Here is a 17876-nt window from a genome sequence, read left to right on the forward strand (position 1 = left end):
AAAGACAGATTATATCTACCTTCGATTCAACGTGAAAAAATCTGTAAAAGTCATATCGATAATTTTAGTCATTCTCGTCGGTGTAGTGGTTCTACAAGATTGGGTGGTTAACGTTATTTTTCACGATAGAATACTCACAGAAATAGAGTTGCTACTCAATGAGAATATCGAGTCTCAGGTTAGCTTTAAAGATGCGAGGCTTTCTACGCTTAGGAATTTTCCTACGGCGACCATCACCGTGGACTCTTTGGTGATCAGCGAGGGTAGTCATCGTATATTGAGTGCTAGTGAAATCGCCTTACAGTTGAATCTATTCGATCTTTTGGAAGAGCATTATATTTTTAATCGTGTCGAGTTGGACGGGGCGGAGTTTAATGTCTTTATAGACTCTCTCGGAGGTAAGCACATGATCAAAGGGACGGCTCATCCCGATAAGGCGAGCAGAGCGTTTATGCTCCATATACCAGAGATCAGCATTGTAAATGCTAGCATTATCGTAACGAATGCGTTCAAAAAGAACCATATGAGAATCTCTATCGATGAGGGGTTGTTCAACATGAGATCGAGTAGTGATTTGATCTCTTTTGAAGGGGATGCATTAGGCACCTTAGACACGCTCGTTAACAAGGGGAAACTGATGGTCACGGATGTGAAAGTAGCAGCAGAGAACTCGGCGTTTAGGATCGGGCAAGTAGATAGACGAAATTTCTTCGACGGGGTACTCAAGCTGGGCGAAGCACATGTAAAAGTCGACGGGGTGCTCAAGCCAGTCTCTAATGGCAACATCATGGACGTCACTCTAGAAGGTGCTGAAGCTGATCTGAACAACTATCTGGCGTTGATTCCGAACATGAAATCTTTCCATTTTAAACAGACTAATCCAGACGCGAGGCTTACATTTAGATTAAAGGTGACGGGTTATGTGGATCCTGTGTCTTATCCTAGTATGGATATGGATTTTAAACTCAACTATGCCAATTTCGCCAAAGTGGGCAGCCCCTATGTCATCCGAGATGTCTATATCAATGGAGCTTACTCTAATGGGGAGGAAAAAGGGCCTAAGACGAGTTATCTAGTGATCAAAAACGGTGAAGCGCGCATAGAAGAAAGCTTTGTGCAGTTGTTTGGGAGCTTGGTGAATTTTGAGGATCCGATGATCGACCTTGATTTGCAGACCGAACTGAACCTAAAGGAACTGAATGAAATATTTACACTACCTAAGGTAGCTCATCTGGAGGGGTTGGTTCGTGTCAAGATGGATTTGGAAGGGAAGCTATCGGATAGAGAAAATTTCACCGACATGAGTACGCGTCATTTTAATGGGCTGATTGAGTTCATTAATGTGAATGGTGCGGCAGATTCGTTGACTTTTGTGATGAATGATTTGAATGGTAAGGTCGAAGTGCTAAACGAGAACATTCGTTTCGATCACATCCGCGGAAAACTTAACGGTTCAACTTTTGGTCTGAATGGGCTGGTAGACAATTTTTTTCCGTTGATCAATGATTCGTCAGCGAATATATCGCAGGCAGATTTAGTGATTGACTTGGATGAGTTTGATATCCCTAAGACATTCAAAGAACCTGATCAAATACCAGATACGTTGGGCTTTGATTATTCTTTCTTCCCGAAAAACCTAAACCTAGGATTGAAACTGAGCTCTAAGCGAATAGGCTTTGGAGATATTAATATCGAGCGCGTCACGATGGGCGTGAAGATGAACGCTGACTCAGTGTTGCTGCGGAGGTTCCATTTTTGGTTTCGCAATGGTGAGATTCGTATGAGAGGCGCTGGACATTTCAAGAATGGCATCAATGTGAGAAACGAAGTGTCCTTTGATGCAGACTTTCGCTATCTCAATATCGACACGCTCATGACTCAGGCACTGCCCAAGTCTGCCAAGCCCAAAGAAGGATTTTCTATTCCAGAGAATCTCTATTTACTGGCTAATATCGATGTGGACAAACTCATTTACCATGGGAAAGTTTTTAATCATATTGATCTCATGGCAACCTATAAACGACATAACTTAAACATAGATCATATCAATGTGGGCTTTGATTTTGGGAGACTATCATCGGCTTGGAAGATCAGTGAGCTTGATACTAAACCGGTTTTGGACGGTCATGCTCGGCTGACACTTGACACAGTGGATATTATCACGATGAGAGCATACTATGCCGACCTGATTCCTAAGAAGGATAGCGCGAAAGAAAAAAAAGCGCGAAAATTTGAGATTAAGGATGTTGACATCCATGTGAGTTCGCCGATGATTAGACACAAAAAGATAGCTGTGACAGATTTTGTTACAGACCTAGTGTTATACAATGAAAACATGAAACTGACCCAGGCGAATTTTGGATTGTTTGGTGGTGAGTTTACGCTAACTGGCTTGCTCGAACATAGTGACACCGTACATGTCATGAGTACTGCTCGACTATCTGCGAAGAACATCCATGCGAGTCAAGTGGTGGCATCACTACCTAATACCGAAAACATGATAAGTGCAGATCATGTCAAAGGCATACTGGAGGTAGATGGTTTGCTGATTTTGAGCTATGATGAGAATCTAGTACATCAGCAAAAGGATATGATAGGTCGTATAAAACTGAAGTTAGATGATGGCGAGTTGATTGATTTTAAACCAATTACCCATTCGCTGAAATTTCTCAAAAAATCTACGCTGGATACCATTTTCATGGCGAACCAAGAGATAGATGTGCTTTTTCACAATGATGAAATCCTTGTGCCGAGCACTGTATTCTCATCTAATGTCACCAATATCGAGTTCATGGGCTATCATAACAATGAAGTCAACCTAGGGTTTAACCTGCGTGTAAGTGTCAGTGATTTGCTCAAGTCTGAGAAAAAGAAGAAAGCCAAAGTAGGTGCTCGTGCTGCAGTGAAGGGAATCAACTATTACCTCAGTGCACGTACCATAGACGATGAGCTAAAGGTAGACCCGTTGAAGCGCAAGGAGTATTTTTGGCATCAAAAATTGCTCGATACCCGATACAAACAAATCGATGTAATCCTCAATTACAAACTAGAAACCTACCGTGCCCAAGGAATTACTCTTCCTTAGGCACTTGCGAGACATCTAGCTTTTTGCCATTGGCTTCTACTGCTGAGACGCTAAAAAAACCGAGTGCTTCTTCAGTTGAGCTTTCGTCTGTATTTTGAATATTACCGTAGGTATTGCTGAGTGGCCCAGCGAATAGTGCGCCGAAACCTCCTGGGATATTGGTGTTTGAGATCAGAATCTGCAGGTATTCAAAGGCTTCATTGGAGATAGAATAGATTTCTACATACAAAGAATCCCCATCTGCATAGGGAGATTCGAATTCAGCATCGTCATCACCGAAGGAGTTGACGGCCTGCCTGATCGGCTGGATGAAAGGCGTTCCGTCTCCATTTCCTGAGCCGAACGCAGCATCATACGCAAGGTTGATTTCGGATGGTTGGCTAAGAAACTCCGTGTTTTTATAGGCTTTGATCCAATACGTGTCTCCCTCTCCTACGGGATCGGTGGACCAGAATTCGCCGAGATAAAACTCCTCTTCCTCCCCAAATCCACTGAAGGTATCATACGTGAATGTCACACTATCGATGACTGGGACACGGTTCATGCGAGAGGTCGCAGTGAAAGTCTCTCCCTCTCCGCTCACCGTGAGTACAAAATCATCACCTACCTGCCCAAAACCTGCGGGATAGGTGTAGACGCCATCTTCTGTATGAGTAAAAGTGACGGTTGTCGCAGGGCTACCATAGGACACTTGCACGATCGCATCATCTACCCCCACGATTCTGGTCTCATCAAAATAGGGTTGTGTTTTAGATATCGTGATCTGTTGCTCCGACGATTTGTTGTCTATGAAGGCATCTATGACTAGTATCGGATCTTTGTCTTCCAGTGTCGGGTAGATCTGATCATCACAGGATACCCAAGTTAAAGTGAGGAGTACGAGGCTATATTTGATTGTATGATTCATCGGGATTAAAATCTAAAGTTGTAAGAAATAGATGGGACAAAGCTGCCTACGATAGAGACCTGTCTAGCCTGCGTCTCTGCCAATGATCCGGCTTGAGGTTTAGTATCACTTTGGGTAAAGTAGATAGAGAACGGATTTCTGCGGCTATAGACGTTGTAGACTGAGATGACGAGTTCGCTATGAAATTTCTTCTGCTTGACTAGTTTTCCGAGTTCTATCGTCGCGCCCAAATCCAGTCTGTGATAATTCGGTATACGGACATTATTTCGTTCGTCGTTGTTGTTGTGTGGTACGACATAGGACCCTTGGATCACGTATTTGGAGTTCGGGTAGGTTGTCGGTGTACCTGATAGGAAAGTGAAATTGGCAGAAACTGTCACACGGCGGGTGACGTCATAGAATGCTGCTATTTTGAAATTGTGCAGTTGGTCGTAGCGTGTTGCGTACCATTCGCCACGGTTGATTCCATCCACTTGTAGCTCTGTCCTTGCTAGTGTGTAGCTAACCCATCCAGAGAGTCTGCCAGTATTCTTTTTGAGCATCAGCTCTAGTCCATAGGCACGGCCGTCACCATTCAGTAGGTCTCCTTCGATTTCTTCGTTGATGAGCAATTCTGCACCATCGATGTAGTCGATTTGATTCTTGGTTTTTCGGTAGTAACTCTCGATGGACAGTTCATAGTTGTTTTCTGGACCGAGATTTCTAAACCAGCCTATCGCTACCTGATGACCGATCTGTGGTTTGATGTTGTTGCTGCTAGGCGTCCAAACGTCGAGCGGGTTCGAGGCAGTTGTGTTTGAGATCAGATGGATGTACTGCGTGGTTTTGTTGTAGCTGGCTTTGATACTGTTTTGCGAGTTGATCAGGTATTTGGCAGAGAGCCTTGGTTCGAAGTTGTCATAGTTTTGGATGATTTCCCCTCTGTTATATTCTTTTACTTCCTCTAGTGGTTTTCGCTTGCCTGCGAGGGTGTCACCATAGAAGTACGCTTGACCTGGACCGACTAGCGAGTAGTTAGAGTACCGGATACCATATTCGACCTGGAGTGACTTTCCTATTTTTTGGTTGTTCGATAAGTAAAGTGCTGTTTCGACGGCATACTTGGGGTCTAAACTAATGTTTTGTGATTGCCCTTCGCTTACGATGGTAGCGTTTGCTGGATCGAACTGCTGTACAGCGATTTCTCCACCAAATGCCAGCTCGTTGTTGGGATTCAAGAAAAAACTGAATTCGGGCTTGAAGTCGTAAGTCCTGATTCTAGAGTTCCAGTCGAACTGATCGTCTGCATCCTCACCAAAAGACAAGAGGTAGTCATAGTCACTGAAGAAGGCGGTGAAATTGGCAAATAATCGGTCACCAAAGATATGGTTCCACCTAATGGTCGCGGTTTTATTCCCCCAGTTGAAACCCTGTTGCTCATCAAATTTGAAATTGTCTCGCCCGAGGTATCCTGAGACAAAGACACGATTGTTGTCATTGATGTTGTAGTTGGCCTTGGCAGTGAGGTCGTAGAAGTTGAGCGCGGCACCCCCATCGAACACATCGGTGAACGGCCTAGCAAGCACATCGATATAGGAGCGACGGCCTGCTATGACGAAGGAGGCTTTGTCCTTGACGATGGGGCCTTCTAGTGCCAGTCGGCTAAAAATGGTTCCGATTCCACCCTGTCCATGAAATTCTTTGTTGTTTCCCTCCTTCATCCTAATGTCCAATACCGAGGCGATACGTCCTCCGTACCTTGCAGGAATCCCCCCTTTGATCAGGTTCACGTCTTTGACTGCATCTGGATTGAACACCGAGAAGAACCCCAAAAGGTGAGAGGAATTATACACTGGAGCTTCATCTAGCAAAACCATGTTTTGACCAACACTACCCCCACGAACATTGAACCCAGAAGCACCCTCACCGACCGTACTGACACCCGGGACGAGTTGCAAACTGCGTATCACATCTGCTTCGCCTAAGAAGGAAGGGATTTTGGTGATGGTTTCTATGTCTAGCTTGTTGCTACTCATCTGCATGTCCGTGACATTGGCATCTGCAGCATCTGCGCTGACGACTACTTCTTCTAGCTCTTGACCACCACTGGATAGTTCTACGTCGATACGCTGATTGCCTTGGGTCAGGTCTACCATTTGCGTCGTGTTGTCATAGCCGATGTAGCGGACTTCCATCTGGTAGGTATCCGCTGGGAGAGTGAGCGAATAGAATCCGTAGACGTTGGTCACGACTCCTTTGGAGGTGCCTTGGATTAGGACTGTTGCTCCGATGAGCGTTTCGCCATTGCTGGCGTCTTTGATATATCCACTGATGGAATAATCTTGAGCATGGCTAACTAGCGCCCACAGCGTTAGCACGTGAGTCAATAGAAGTCTTTTCATTCTGAGATCAGATTAATGAATAGGTTATGAAATGCGAATTTAGATAGTCTTTTCAGAATCAAAGTGTAAAGACACGGAACTTTGATTCCCTATTAAGATGTAAAAAGAGAAAGAAAGGTTGCGTTACTAGAGGTTAAATTCTTGTTATTTTTTTTGACTCTGTTTAGAGAACTGGATATAGTCAGCCATGGGGAGTGCCGCGATGGCCTGGCCGACTACCTCTAGCGGGAGATTTTCTAGTTTTTTGAAACGCACACAGCACTTGCCCATGTCTAGTTTTTTATCCGTAGCGAGGTAGTCTTTCTCAAAACGTTCTTTTAATGTTTTGTCACAGTAGATACCGTTTAGGTAGACTGCCATGTGGTTTTTTTGAGAAGCTAGTGCGGCATAAAGCAGGGGCTTTTTGTTGTAGGTGTCAGGGTAGACAGAGAGCGGCACTTCGTAGGAGATCATGCCCCAGTTCATGGTTTCGATATAGCCGGCAGGTAGGTTTTCTAAGATCGTCTCTCGCACGGCACTTATTTGTTCCCTTCGATCGTCTGGTAGTTCTTCTAAGTATTCTGTGACGGTTTTTGCTTTGCTTTGCATGGATCGGTGTATCAGTGTTTCCTGCTAGTAATTTATCAGTTTATCACGTGATTTTATTTTAAAATAGCCTTAGATTGTTAGGATGTAGGTATAAGTCAACCACTTTGGGTTAATTTTACCTATCGGATAATATTGACCAGAAAAGCAAAGAATGGCAAAGGAACTAGAACATGCGGAGATGCTCTCCATGGAAGAATTTGGAATATTGTGTTTCACCAATTCTTTCTATCTGGATGACGAGCTAAACAACAAAATAGAAGTTGTGATGACTTCTAAACCAACTTATTTTTGGATCCCTGTGCTCTCTCACCTTATTAGATCTACAGACCTGTCCAATGAAGACATCAAGGTGTTTATCGAGCTGTCTCTCAATTCATTGATGACCAAAAACGAAGTGCGATGGAACAACCGAGCACTAGGGATAGAGGGGATGCTCGCAACGCTGGAGTCTGTGCTATTCTACACCTCTCGTATCAAGTTCAATAATCCAGTACTGGAGCATCAGAGTTTGGTGGGATCGTTCATCGATGAGATTTTAGAAAGACTGGAGTCTCATGGGCTGATCGAGGATCATAATATCGAAATGCTGAACGGGTCTCCTAGTGTGATGATGGGGTTGATGCCACTGGGATTCACCAAAAGGACACGTCTAGGAGAAGAAATCTATCTCAAGCTCGTCAGTAAGTTTAGGAAAATGGAGCTGCAAAATGAGATAACAGGTGCTCCTCTAGAAAATCACTATCGCCTCAACCTACTTTGGGAAATCTTCAAAAAGAGCCTCTTTACCATGGAAGAGACCTATGGTCCGACTAAGAAAAAGTCTAAAAAGTAATGAGCGCTTGTGTGACAGGAAAAAACTGCTACCATTCTCAGGCCGAGGGTGAGCAAGCCTTGATCGAAAACAGAATTCGCTACCATCATAGTGATGATGCAGGCCCGCAAAATATCTACCTATGCGATGACTGTGGTTCTTATCATTTTACTTCTCGTGGACCGATGAACGAGGTGCTCCGAGATCAACTCGATTACATCAAAAAGCAACGGGTGGCGAGAGATTGGGAGTCCCGATTGCGATAATTGCTCTCCCCTAAAACCATTATTTTTTCTGTGTAACGGAAGTTTGTCTAGCGTAAGTCCCTAAAAATTAATATTTTTAGTAATGAACGAGTTCTTGGACAAGCATGGGTACCGGATATTCGAAGGGGATTCCTTTTTTATGATTAGACATAAGTCGGGAACAGCAGGCTGTGTTCATCTCATTTTTGGGTCGATTATTTTTGCCTTAATTCTCATCTCTTTTTTCTTGTTCTATTTTATGAACATTATGGCAGTTGGCATCTTTACGGTTCTAGCTTTGATCCTTTATTTACTAGAATTAGGGCGTAGGCAGCGAGATGTCCGAAAACTGCTTATAGATATGGATAAGCGGAGATTTCAGCTTAGGCATGGCAAGAAGGAATCCAATTATAGTTTCGAGGGGGTATTTAGTGTAGTGAGTACGACCGAGCATATCGGTGGGTATGCCTCTTCGGATCGAGATACGACTGAGGAGTACAAGCGTGAAATTAATGTCTTGTTCAAAGATGGGTTTGTTTTGACGGTGTTTTCGTATATCTCAGACTACAAGTCGGACGAGTTAGAGGCCAAAGATTTGATTGATTGGTTGGAGAACCTGGTAGAGACCTGATCTATTTGTTAACCGTATGATAATACTGAAGCGCTAACTCTAGTATTGATATTACCGTTATTACATCCAGAAAACAATGGCAAGTCCATTGTCAAAGTCACAGCGGCTGTGGCCAAGTATAATGCAGACAGTCGCGAACAGGGTTTTACCAATAAGACGCCCTAAGGAAGCTGGTTTTTATACCGGCTATTTTTTTGTCCATACTTCGTTATTTTAAAACCTATCTTTGCCATTCACAAACAACAGTACAGTGGCTACATTTTTAGAATTAGGCGTATCTAAGGATCTCGTGAAGGGATTGAAAGAACTAGACATCATTACTCCATCCGAAATCCAAGAGGCAACTATTCCAGCCTTGATCTCAGCACCCATGGACTTCATTGGTCAGGCACAGACCGGTACAGGCAAGACCGCTGCTTTTGGTCTTCCCCTCCTGTCCAACATTGACCCCAAAAACGATAAGGTACAGGCACTCATCCTGTCCCCTACGCGTGAACTATGTCAGCAGATCGCCAAACAGCTGTTCAAATTCACTAAGTACACCGACAAGGTATTCATAGAATCGGTCTATGGCGGAGCTAAGATCGACGAGCAGATCAGTCGTCTACGTCGGCCGACACAGATCGTCGTAGCGACCCCTGGCCGATTGGTTGATTTGATCGGGAAAGGCGCGATCAATCTGAGTCAAGTTCAAACTGTCGTACTGGATGAGGCAGATGAGATGCTTAGTATGGGGTTCAAAAAAGAATTAAATCAGATCTTAGACGTAACTGCTGGTGAGCGAAACATTTGGTTATTTTCGGCGACCATGTCTCCTGATGTGAAAAAAATTATCTCCACCTATTTATCTCAAAAAGCGATGAAAGTGGAGTTCAAAAAGAAAAGCCTCGTCAACGAGAGCATCGAACATAACTATGTGGTCACCGAAGTACCACAGAAGCTTCAGGTTTTGCTATCCTTCCTCAACTCACAGCAGGCCAACCGTGGGCTGATATTTTGTAATACCAAAGCTGTCGCACAGACTTTGTCCAAGCAGCTACTTGCTAAGAACATTCAGACAGCGGCACTAGAAGGCGACATGAAGCAAAAAGAGAGAGACAAAGTGCTTCGTGCTTTCAAAAATGAGGCAGTGCAAGTACTGGTCGCGACGGATGTAGCGGCCCGTGGCATAGATGTCAAGGATTTGGCCTATGTGGTGCACTATCAGGTGCCACAGGATTTGGAGTATTTCATACACCGAGCGGGTCGAACAGGTCGTGCAGGTAAGAAGGGACTCTCGCTTTGTATCATTGAGGAGAAAGAGCAGAAGACCATTCGTTTCCTCGAAAAGGAACTCAAAATCAAAATGCAACGCATCAAAGATTAAATTCTTAAGCTGAGGTTTTCAACTATTTATAACAAAGACTCTCCATTGAGATCAGTGGTGAGTATCTCACTCATGTAGTCAAAGAAAGGGCGCATGTGCGTGAATTGTTCGACGATCAGTTGGTCAAAATCTGTACGCATGGCTTCTTCATCGGTAAACCTATGTTGGATAAGAAACTGTTTGTAACGTAGTAGTTCGATGGCATCATCCTCTGGGTCAAACCCTCTTGGAGAGGTCTTGAGTTGTGTGCCGAGCAGCTCACCGAACTGGCTCTGAAATGCATTGGAATTTAGTATGTCTCGGAGCGGTTCAGGGTCTTGTTGGATTTGTTTGCGGATTTGTAGTAGGTCCGCAGCACTTGGGCTCCAGAAACCGCCAATTACGAAAGTATTACCAGGTTCGAGATGGTAGTAGTATCCGCCCCGACGTTCTGCCGACGCTCTTTTGAAACTCCCACCGAAGTGTGTACTGTAGGGTGTTTTGTCCTTGGAGAACCTTACATCGCGGTAGATTCTGTGTAGACTTTTTTTACCTGTTGGAGTTTCTAGGTCGTCATGTATGGTCAGGCCTTCGAGTACTCGATCAGCCAGCTTGATGACCTGCTGATGCACCGCGAGGTATTGGTCCTTGTGGGCATTGAACCAGTCACGGTCATTGTGTTGTCGGAGTTGGGATAGAAAACCGAAGGGAGCGAGTAGTAAAGGTTCTGTCATGAATGGAAAGTTTGTATAGGGTTTGAGATTACTTATACTGTGTTTGGATCAAATGGTTTTTCATTTTCCCTCAACGAAGCTTTATCTGCAAGATGTAACTAATTGGGATTCAAAGCGTATATTTGTTGCAACAATGATGGTATGAAGATAAGCGACGAGATAAAAACAAACTTCAAGGACAACAGCCACATGGCGATTGTCAATGTGATGTACACGGCCAATTGGCTGAGAGATTTGAACAAAGAAATCTTGAAGGAGGACAAATTACTGCCTCAGCACTATAACGTCCTGCGTATCGTCAATGGTAGACATCCCGAACCTACTTGCCCCGGAGACATCAAGAAAGTCATGCTCGACAAAGGGCCAGATATCACACGACTCATCGACAAGCTGGTCAATATGGGGCTACTCGACCGATGTCTCAATGCCGAAAACCGCCGAAGTATGGATATTACTATCAGCGAACACGGGCAGACCATCCTCAAAAAATTAACCATAAAAATGGACAAAGTGCGCCAAAAGCATTTTGGTCTGACGGAGGATGAATCCCTCCAACTCAGTGAGCTACTCGACAAGGCCAGACGATAGTCAGGTAATCTGGTTATCCTAGTTCGCCTTTCTTTTAAACCCATCATAAACCGCTAGTTTTGCCACATGATAGATCACAAAAAATTGGGTAACTGGCCATTTAACCCTAACAAATGGCCATTCTATTATGGATGGATGATCATCTTCGCTGGGACGCTCGGGATTACGATGAGTATCCCAGGTCAGACGATGGGTGTATCGACATTCACCGATAGCCTGATCGATGTGATGGGTATGAGTCGCACCCAACTCAGTTTTGCCTATATGTGTGGCACGGTGCTCAGTGCATCTATGCTGACTTGGGTAGGTAGAAAATACGACAAATACGGTGCGCGACGAGTTGCACTGATCTCAACGCTTGGGCTAGGTATCGTACTGATCTATCTCAGTCAGGTAGACAATATCCAATCTTACCTAGGAGGTAATACTTCCACAGTTGTGATGAACTTTGCGATCATGGCTTTTGGTTTTTTTACCCTGCGGTTTTCAGGGCAGGGCGCGTTGACTTTGGTTTCCCGAAACATGATGATGAAATGGTTCGAAAAGCGCCGAGGGTTTGCGATGGGCTTTAGCAATGTTGCGACCTCATTGACTTTTGCCTCCGCACCAGTGTTTTTCGAGATTCTGATACAGCGATATGACTGGGATGGGGCTTGGATGATACTGGCGGTGATCACGGGAGTGGTCTTTCCATTTTTTGTGTTGGCCTTCTTTAGAGACAGCCCTGAAAACAGTGGATTAAAACCCGATGGCCATTATATTGAAAGTGCCAAAAGCAAAGCCAATCGGTTTCCAGTGGTTAAGGAATATAGCCTCCCTGAGGCGCAGCGGACAATTGCGTTTTGGGTCTTTTCGATGATGCTGGCTATGCAGGCTTTGTATTGGACGGGTGTGACTTTTAATATCGTGTCCTTGTTTGAGCACGCGAGTTATGACCGTGAGACGGCTGTGTCTATTTTTTTACCATCCTCGGTTATCGCCATCGTCGTGACCCTGTCCGTGAGTAGTTTGAGTGATTTTATCAAACTGAAATATTTATTGTACATCATGGGAACTAGTGCTTGCATTGCACTGGTCGGAATGATCTATTTGGGTCAGTGGCATGTAGACATCTGGTTACTGGGCACTATCGATGTTTCGTTGAGTACGATGATACTGGGCAATGGCATCATGATGGGTTTGTACAGCGTCATCTTGTCTGTGACCTGGCCTAGATTCTATGGTCGGACGCACTTGGGAGCGATCTCTGGACGCTCGATTACTTTTGTGGTATTGGGTAGTGCGATAGGACCGATATTGTTTAGCGAATCCTTGGCATACTTCGGCAACTATGAGGGAGCTGGATGGGTGTGTTTGGCACTGTTCTTTGGACTGACGATAGCCGCTATCTGGGCCAACAATCCACAGGAAAAATACAGAAAGGGTTAGGTATCAGTTCGCTTCGTGATGTACAACGCACGACATACGTGATAAATGATTTGGGGGTGACAGCCTAGCTGGTTGTCACCTAGGTGATTGACCAAACTAATCTATTGACTATCAAATAGACAAATACCCAAGTCATGAAAATAAAATTCGTTTTAGCCATAGGGATATTAGTTATCCTGACCTCATTTGATGGAGCAGTGAAACTATCGGTGACTGAGAAAGTCAAAGCGGTTTTTAAATCGACCCAAGAGATACGTAGTATGTCTTATGATTTCGTGAGACACGAGCGTATCAACGGCAAGATGTACGAGAATACAGCGTTCATCAAAATGCAGAAGAAGCCAACTAGGATCTATTACCGAGAGGCCTCTCCCAACAAGGGGCTAGAAGTGTTATATCCTCACCCAGAAGATGCTAGCCAAGCTTTGGTCAATCCTAACGGCTTTCCCTATGTGAATATGAAACTGGACCCTAGAGGTGATTTGATGACCAAAAATCAGCATTATTCTATTTTGGATGCGGGCTATGATGGTGTGATTTCAGTGGTGGAGTATTTGTTCTATAAATACAAGAATGAGCTCGATGAGTTAGTCGAGTACAAAGGGCTCACGCTCTATGATGGTAGAACGTGCGACCTAGTCGTGATGAAAAATCCGTCGTTTCAGTATATCAATTACCCTGTCTCGCGTGGTGAGACTGTCGCGAGCATTGCCAAAAAATACCGTCTCAGTGAGTATATGATCAAAGAGAAAAACAGAGACATGTATATGGATGAACTCCAAGAAGGCAGTGTGATCAAACTACCGACCGACTATGCTTCTAAGATGGCACTCTACATAGACGTAGATAGACGCATCCCTCTCCGTATCGATATCTACGATGAAGTAGGTCTTTTCGAGAAATACGAGTTCAAAAACGTGACGCTCAACCCTGGATTTAAAGAGGTAGAGTTTCTAGATACTTTTGAGGGGTATAGTTTTAACTAAACGGCTGCCAATTGGCGATCTGCTGCACAAACTCCATCAATACCGACGGGCGGATGAGCACACTAAAGATCAGACCGAAGACTGCCCCGAACAAGTGGGCGTTATGATTGACGTTGTCTGACATGTTTTTCCCTTTCATGTACGAATATATTAGGTACAGTGCGCCGAGTATAAACCCCGGGATACAGACGAAACCATAGAGGCAGATCGGGTTGATCGGGAAGAATAGAATACTGCTAAAGACCATGGCCGATACGCCACCAGATGCGCCGAGAGAGTTGTAGTTGATATTGCCTCGGTGCTTGATTAGTGAAGGAATATCAGAAACAATGATGGCGAGTATGTAGAATCCGATGAAGTAAAGACTCCCCGCCGAACCCTTGATGGAGACAAAAATCTGCTCCACAAACCGCCCAAAGAAGTAGAAAGTAAACATGTTGAAACCGAGGTGTACCCAGTTCGAATGGACAAAACCTGAACTAATCAGTCTATACCACTGCTTGTTCTGTTCGATGTGTACAGGGTTGAACATGAGGCGGTATTGTAGCGAAGGGTTCTGGAATCCAAAATAGCTGATACCTACCGTGATGACTATGAGAATAAGAGTGATCGACATGAATGTTTATATTTTGGTCCCCTTTACGAGAAAGGTAGATTGTATGGATGCTTCTTTGAGATGGATGTATTGTAGACGGCTATCGTCGCGGAGGTATTCGTCCAGTTTTTCTTGACTATCGAAGGATAGAAAGTGAATTTCGTAAGGTTGATTTTCCTCTCCAGAGACAAAACTCTCTACAGTGGGTCTGATACGCTGAATTATTTTGCCTGTGTATTTTTCCATCAATGGGATGACATGATTTTCAAATTCTTGCTCCTTGCCTGCTTTGATGTAGATGAGTTGCGTGATGTATATCATAGGACTAGTGATCTCTTGCGATCAGTGCTTGTGTAAAAGCCTTGAGCGGATCTAAGTTCAAGGTATCGGCATCTAGCTCGTCGAGTTGTTTAAATCCTAATTCAAAGTAATGATTCATTTTGGTCTCAGCGATCGCGTGGATGTCGAGTTGTGCATAGATTTCTTTGATGGCAGTGACTTTTTCTTGTGCATCAAAATCTTCTAGTGCTAGCCAGTACTTCAATTTTTCGGCAGTTTCTCCGTCTGCTTTTTCGATGGCCTTTAGGAGCAGAAAGGTTTTTTTATTGGCGATGATATCGCCCCCGACCTGCTTGCCAAACTTGTCTGCATCACCATAGACGTCTAGGATGTCATCCTTGAGCTGAAAGCCTATACCTATGTTGACCCCAAAGTCTCTGAGATGGATCGCTTCTTCTTTGGTCATCCCAGCGAGTAGTCCGCCTAGTTCTAGCGAATATCCGAGGAGTACAGCAGTTTTGAGCCTGATCATCTTGATATAGGCTGCCTCGGTCACTGTCGTTAATGCTTCGAAATCCATGTCAAACTGTTGTCCTTCGCAGACCTCTATCGCACACTTGTTGAAGAGACGGACGATGTATTTGAAATCCTCGTGCTCCGCCTCCAGTAGGAGGTCATACGCCATGATCATGAGCGCATCGCCGGACAGAATAGCAACATCCTTGTTCCACTTTTTGTAGACCGTTTCGCGACCTCTTCGAAGTGGCGCTTCGTCCATGATGTCATCATGGATGAGAGTAAAATTGTGAAATAACTCGATCGATAGAGCTGGCACTATGATCTTTTCCCAATCCGATTTTTTGATCAAATAGGCCATGATCGCTAGGATGGGGCGCATCCTTTTGCCTCCCAAATCTAGCGTGTAGGCAAGTGGCGCATATAGCGCTGTGGGTTGCTTATCAAAATCAATCTGGGCAATGGCCTCATTCAATTTCTTTTGATAAGCTTTTATTTCTTCAGTCATCTAATTCAACAAACTCTAAGTCAATCGTACGGCGATTTATATCTGTGGCAACTACCATTACCGTCACTTTATCGCCCAAAGTAAATACTCTTTTATTGCGTTTGCCAATCATGCAATAGTTCTTTTCGTCGAACTCGTAGAAGTCGTCCGTCATGCTGGCAGCACGTACCATGCCCTCGCACTTGGTCTCGGTGATCTCCACGAATATGCCGAACTCCGTCACGCCAGAGATTACCCCTTCGAATGGTTTGTTTTCGACAGATTGCATGAACTCTACTTGCTTGAATTTGATCGAAGCGCGCTCTGCGTCAGAGGCACGTTTTTCTCGTTCGGAGGTGTGTCTACAGATTTCTTTGTATTCCTCAGCTTTAGGAGATTTTTTCTTGGATAGATAGTGCTGAAGTAGCCGGTGAACCATCACGTCAGGGTATCTCCGTATCGGAGAGGTAAAGTGCGTATAGTGGTCGAAAGCCAGTCCGAAGTGGCCTTTGGGGTCTGTGATATAGACCGCCTTGGACATGGAGCGAATCGCGAGAGACTCTAGTACATTCTGCTCTGGTTTGCCTTGGATGTCGTCCATCAGCTTGTTGAGTGCGGAGGATACATCATGATTGATGCCTGTAACCTTATGACCGAATTTCACGGCGAATTTGGTAAAGCTTTCCAACTTGTCGGGGTTAGGGTTGTCGTGCGTTCTGTAGACGAACGTGTCCTTGCCGCCATTGAGATTGAAAACATACTCTGCTACGTGTTTGTTGGCGAGTAACATAAACTCTTCCACAAGCTTGTGTGCATCTTTTCTTTCCTTCGGGATGATGCCAAGCGGTTTGCCATTTTCATCGAGTTTGAATTTGACCTCTACCGTTTCGAAGTTGATAGCGCCTTTGTCAAAGCGTTTCTTTTTGAATTTTTTAGCTAGTCCGTTGAGGAGGTTGATTTCTTCATGGAAGTCTCCTTCGCCACTTTCTATTCGCTCTTGGGCTTCTTCGTAGGTGAACCTGCGATCAGAGTATGTGACGGTGCGTCCAAACCATTTTTTCTTGATATTGGCGTTATCATCGATTTCGAATACAGCGGAGAATGTGAGTTTCTCCTCATATGGTCTCAGTGAGCAGACGCCGTTGGATAGCTTTTCTGGGAGCATGGGTATCGTACGATCTACGAGGTAGACGGACGTGGCACGGTTGACGGCCTCCTCATCGAGAGTGCTGCCTGGCTGTACATAGTGGGAGACATCTGCGATGTGCACACCGATTTCATGGTTGCCATTTTTTAGTTTTTGGATGGAAATCGCATCATCAAAATCTTTGGCATCATCTGGATCTATCGTAAAGGTCGTAATGTCTCTAAAATCCTTTCTCTTTTGGATTTCCTCCTTGGTGATCTCTGTATCGATGGCTTCAGCAGCTTTTTCGACGTTTTTAGGAAATTCGAAAGGCAGTTCGAACTCTGCCATGATGGAGTGAATTTCTGCTTCGTTCTCTCCCGCTTTGCCCAGAACTTTGGTCACTAGGCCGACGGGATTTTTGGCTTTTCCCCCGTGCCATTCTTTGATTTTGACAAGTACTTTGTCATCAGTTTTGGCCTTACCTATTTTCTCTGGGTAGACGAATATGTCGACATAGATTTTTCTATTGTCTGGGACGACAAAGGCGTATTTGGGCAGTACTTCTATTTTTCCGACGAACTCATTTCGAGCACGTTCGATGATTTTGATGACTTTTCCTTCTGGTTTAGAACCTCTACTGGCTCCTCTTTTGAATTTGATCTCTACACGATCACCATCGATGGCGTTCATGAGGTCTTCACTTTTGACCCAGACATCATCGATTTCTTCATCGGTATCATTGTCCAGTACCACGTATGCGAAGCGTTTGTTGACATGATCTATTCTACCGACTAGGCCGCTGCTTGCTGCTGCACTAGCTGGATCGGTATTCACGAAATGTCCGTTTCGCAGTTGTTTGAGTAGGCCTTCATGCTCGAGTTCGAGGAGGAAGGTCATGGTTTCTCTTCTACTGTTCTTATCGCGGATACCCGCTTTTGCAAAGATCTGTTTGACCGAGAGACTGTTGTCTCCTTGTGCTTCAAATAGTTCTTGGATAGTTCTTCTGATTGCCGGTACGTTGGGATTTCTTCCATTAGGGGAAGATTTTCGTAGGCTTTTTTTCTTTTTTGCCATAAGGGCTGTTGTATATAATTATAGGTAAATCTAATCAGCTTGCCACACAATGCTTTAATATTTCAAG

Annotated in this window: 16 protein-coding genes; 8 read left to right on the top strand and 8 right to left on the bottom strand. The window is 44.5% G+C overall.

Going from position 1 to position 17876, the window contains the following annotated elements; all coding sequences use genetic code 11:
• Window positions 1-31 precede the first annotated feature (31 nt).
• A complete protein-coding gene (locus BGP76_RS14690) occupies window positions 32-3085 on the top strand; it encodes a hypothetical protein (RefSeq protein ID WP_119845243.1) in 3054 nt (1017 codons plus the stop codon).
• Here the strand turns inward: BGP76_RS14690 and BGP76_RS14695 are convergent.
• The 3 genes from BGP76_RS14695 to BGP76_RS14705 all read right to left on the bottom strand — a co-directional run bounded on the left by BGP76_RS14695 (window position 3072) and on the right by BGP76_RS14705 (window position 6961).
• Window positions 3072-3992 carry a DUF4249 domain-containing protein gene (locus BGP76_RS14695; RefSeq protein WP_119845244.1) on the bottom strand — a complete coding sequence of 307 codons (921 nt, stop codon included), beginning with the start codon at window positions 3990-3992 and terminating at the stop codon, window positions 3072-3074. The two genes, BGP76_RS14690 and BGP76_RS14695, sit on opposite strands and share 14 nt — an antisense overlap.
• A 5-nt stretch (window positions 3993-3997) precedes the next feature.
• Entirely contained in the window at window positions 3998-6373 is a 2376-nt protein-coding gene (locus BGP76_RS14700) for a TonB-dependent receptor (RefSeq protein WP_119845245.1), read from the bottom strand.
• Window positions 6374-6517: 144 nt separating this feature from the next.
• On the bottom strand, window positions 6518-6961 hold the full coding sequence (locus BGP76_RS14705) for a DUF1801 domain-containing protein (RefSeq protein ID WP_119845246.1): 444 nt from the start codon (window positions 6959-6961) through the stop codon (window positions 6518-6520).
• Between the two features lie 151 nt (window positions 6962-7112).
• On the opposite strand from BGP76_RS14705, the gene BGP76_RS14710 reads away from it, so the two are divergent.
• The 4 genes from BGP76_RS14710 (at window position 7113) to BGP76_RS14725 (ending at window position 10014) form a co-directional block, all read left to right on the top strand.
• A complete protein-coding gene (locus tag BGP76_RS14710) occupies window positions 7113-7793 on the top strand; it encodes a hypothetical protein (protein ID WP_073121480.1) in 681 nt (226 codons plus the stop codon).
• Window positions 7793-8038, top strand: a complete 246-nt coding sequence (locus BGP76_RS14715; RefSeq protein WP_073121478.1) for a hypothetical protein — start codon at window positions 7793-7795, stop codon at window positions 8036-8038. The genes BGP76_RS14710 and BGP76_RS14715 overlap by 1 nt, the downstream gene beginning before the upstream one ends.
• An 82-nt stretch (window positions 8039-8120) precedes the next feature.
• A complete protein-coding gene (locus tag BGP76_RS14720; protein ID WP_073121476.1) occupies window positions 8121-8648 on the top strand; it encodes a hypothetical protein in 528 nt (175 codons plus the stop codon).
• 250 nt (window positions 8649-8898) lie between these two features.
• Complete coding sequence (locus BGP76_RS14725; protein WP_119845566.1) at window positions 8899-10014, top strand: DEAD/DEAH box helicase; 1116 nt, start codon at window positions 8899-8901, stop codon at window positions 10012-10014.
• A 26-nt stretch (window positions 10015-10040) separates the two neighbouring features.
• Here BGP76_RS14725 and BGP76_RS14730 read toward each other — a convergent pair whose 3' ends face one another.
• Complete coding sequence (locus BGP76_RS14730) at window positions 10041-10727, bottom strand: DUF2461 domain-containing protein (protein ID WP_119845247.1); 687 nt, start codon at window positions 10725-10727, stop codon at window positions 10041-10043.
• Between the two features lie 141 nt (window positions 10728-10868).
• Here BGP76_RS14730 and BGP76_RS14735 point away from each other — a divergent pair, with 141 nt between their 5' ends.
• From BGP76_RS14735 to BGP76_RS14745, 3 genes are all read left to right on the top strand, one after another.
• On the top strand, window positions 10869-11315 hold the full coding sequence (locus BGP76_RS14735) for a MarR family winged helix-turn-helix transcriptional regulator (protein ID WP_119845248.1): 447 nt from the start codon (window positions 10869-10871) through the stop codon (window positions 11313-11315).
• A gap of 66 nt (window positions 11316-11381) precedes the next feature.
• On the top strand, window positions 11382-12743 hold the full coding sequence (locus BGP76_RS14740) for an MFS transporter (RefSeq protein WP_119845249.1): 1362 nt from the start codon (window positions 11382-11384) through the stop codon (window positions 12741-12743).
• A 134-nt stretch (window positions 12744-12877) separates the two neighbouring features.
• Window positions 12878-13729 (top strand): DUF1571 domain-containing protein, encoded by an 852-nt coding sequence (locus BGP76_RS14745; RefSeq protein ID WP_119845250.1) that lies wholly within the window; start codon window positions 12878-12880, stop codon window positions 13727-13729.
• On the opposite strand, the gene BGP76_RS14750 is transcribed toward BGP76_RS14745, so the two are convergent.
• The 4 genes from BGP76_RS14750 to rnr are packed head-to-tail and all read right to left on the bottom strand — an operon-like array spanning window position 13722 to window position 17809.
• Window positions 13722-14345: a rhomboid family intramembrane serine protease gene (locus BGP76_RS14750; RefSeq protein WP_119845251.1), complete on the bottom strand. Its 624-nt coding sequence runs from the start codon at window positions 14343-14345 to the stop codon at window positions 13722-13724. The two genes, BGP76_RS14745 and BGP76_RS14750, sit on opposite strands and share 8 nt — an antisense overlap.
• 6 nt (window positions 14346-14351) lie before the next feature.
• Window positions 14352-14645 (bottom strand): DUF1330 domain-containing protein, encoded by a 294-nt coding sequence (locus BGP76_RS14755; protein ID WP_119845252.1) that lies wholly within the window; start codon window positions 14643-14645, stop codon window positions 14352-14354.
• A 4-nt stretch (window positions 14646-14649) separates the two neighbouring features.
• The gene (locus tag BGP76_RS14760; RefSeq protein WP_119845253.1) at window positions 14650-15627 is read right to left on the bottom strand and encodes a polyprenyl synthetase family protein; all 978 of its coding nucleotides are present in this window, start codon (window positions 15625-15627) and stop codon (window positions 14650-14652) included.
• Window positions 15620-17809 (bottom strand): ribonuclease R, encoded by a 2190-nt coding sequence (rnr, locus tag BGP76_RS14765; protein ID WP_119845254.1) that lies wholly within the window; start codon window positions 17807-17809, stop codon window positions 15620-15622. The genes BGP76_RS14760 and rnr overlap by 8 nt, the downstream gene beginning before the upstream one ends.
• Window positions 17810-17876: the final 67 nt, after the last annotated feature.

Source organism: Reichenbachiella sp. MSK19-1, assembly GCF_003590315.1.
In the GTDB taxonomy this organism is placed as follows: domain Bacteria; phylum Bacteroidota; class Bacteroidia; order Cytophagales; family Cyclobacteriaceae; genus Reichenbachiella; species Reichenbachiella agariperforans.

Bases quoted from the DNA above. Each gene is read 5' to 3' on its own strand.
- BGP76_RS14700 (WP_119845245.1), bottom strand. From the start codon at position 6,373: ATGAAAAGACTTCTATTGACTCACGTGCTAACGCTGTGGGCGCTAGTT.
- BGP76_RS14705 (WP_119845246.1), bottom strand. From the start codon at position 6,961: ATGCAAAGCAAAGCAAAAACCGTCACAGAATACTTAGAAGAACTACCA.
- BGP76_RS14710 (WP_073121480.1), top strand. From the start codon at position 7,113: ATGGCAAAGGAACTAGAACATGCGGAGATGCTCTCCATGGAAGAATTT.
- BGP76_RS14750 (WP_119845251.1), bottom strand. From the start codon at position 14,345: ATGTCGATCACTCTTATTCTCATAGTCATCACGGTAGGTATCAGCTAT.
- BGP76_RS14735 (WP_119845248.1), top strand. From the start codon at position 10,869: ATGAAGATAAGCGACGAGATAAAAACAAACTTCAAGGACAACAGCCAC.
- BGP76_RS14755 (WP_119845252.1), bottom strand. From the start codon at position 14,645: ATGATATACATCACGCAACTCATCTACATCAAAGCAGGCAAGGAGCAA.
- BGP76_RS14740 (WP_119845249.1), top strand. From the start codon at position 11,382: ATGATAGATCACAAAAAATTGGGTAACTGGCCATTTAACCCTAACAAA.
- BGP76_RS14745 (WP_119845250.1), top strand. From the start codon at position 12,878: ATGAAAATAAAATTCGTTTTAGCCATAGGGATATTAGTTATCCTGACC.
- BGP76_RS14720 (WP_073121476.1), top strand. From the start codon at position 8,121: ATGAACGAGTTCTTGGACAAGCATGGGTACCGGATATTCGAAGGGGAT.
- BGP76_RS14760 (WP_119845253.1), bottom strand. From the start codon at position 15,627: ATGACTGAAGAAATAAAAGCTTATCAAAAGAAATTGAATGAGGCCATT.
- BGP76_RS14695 (WP_119845244.1), bottom strand. From the start codon at position 3,992: ATGAATCATACAATCAAATATAGCCTCGTACTCCTCACTTTAACTTGG.
- rnr (WP_119845254.1), bottom strand. From the start codon at position 17,809: ATGGCAAAAAAGAAAAAAAGCCTACGAAAATCTTCCCCTAATGGAAGA.
- BGP76_RS14715 (WP_073121478.1), top strand. From the start codon at position 7,793: ATGAGCGCTTGTGTGACAGGAAAAAACTGCTACCATTCTCAGGCCGAG.
- BGP76_RS14730 (WP_119845247.1), bottom strand. From the start codon at position 10,727: ATGACAGAACCTTTACTACTCGCTCCCTTCGGTTTTCTATCCCAACTC.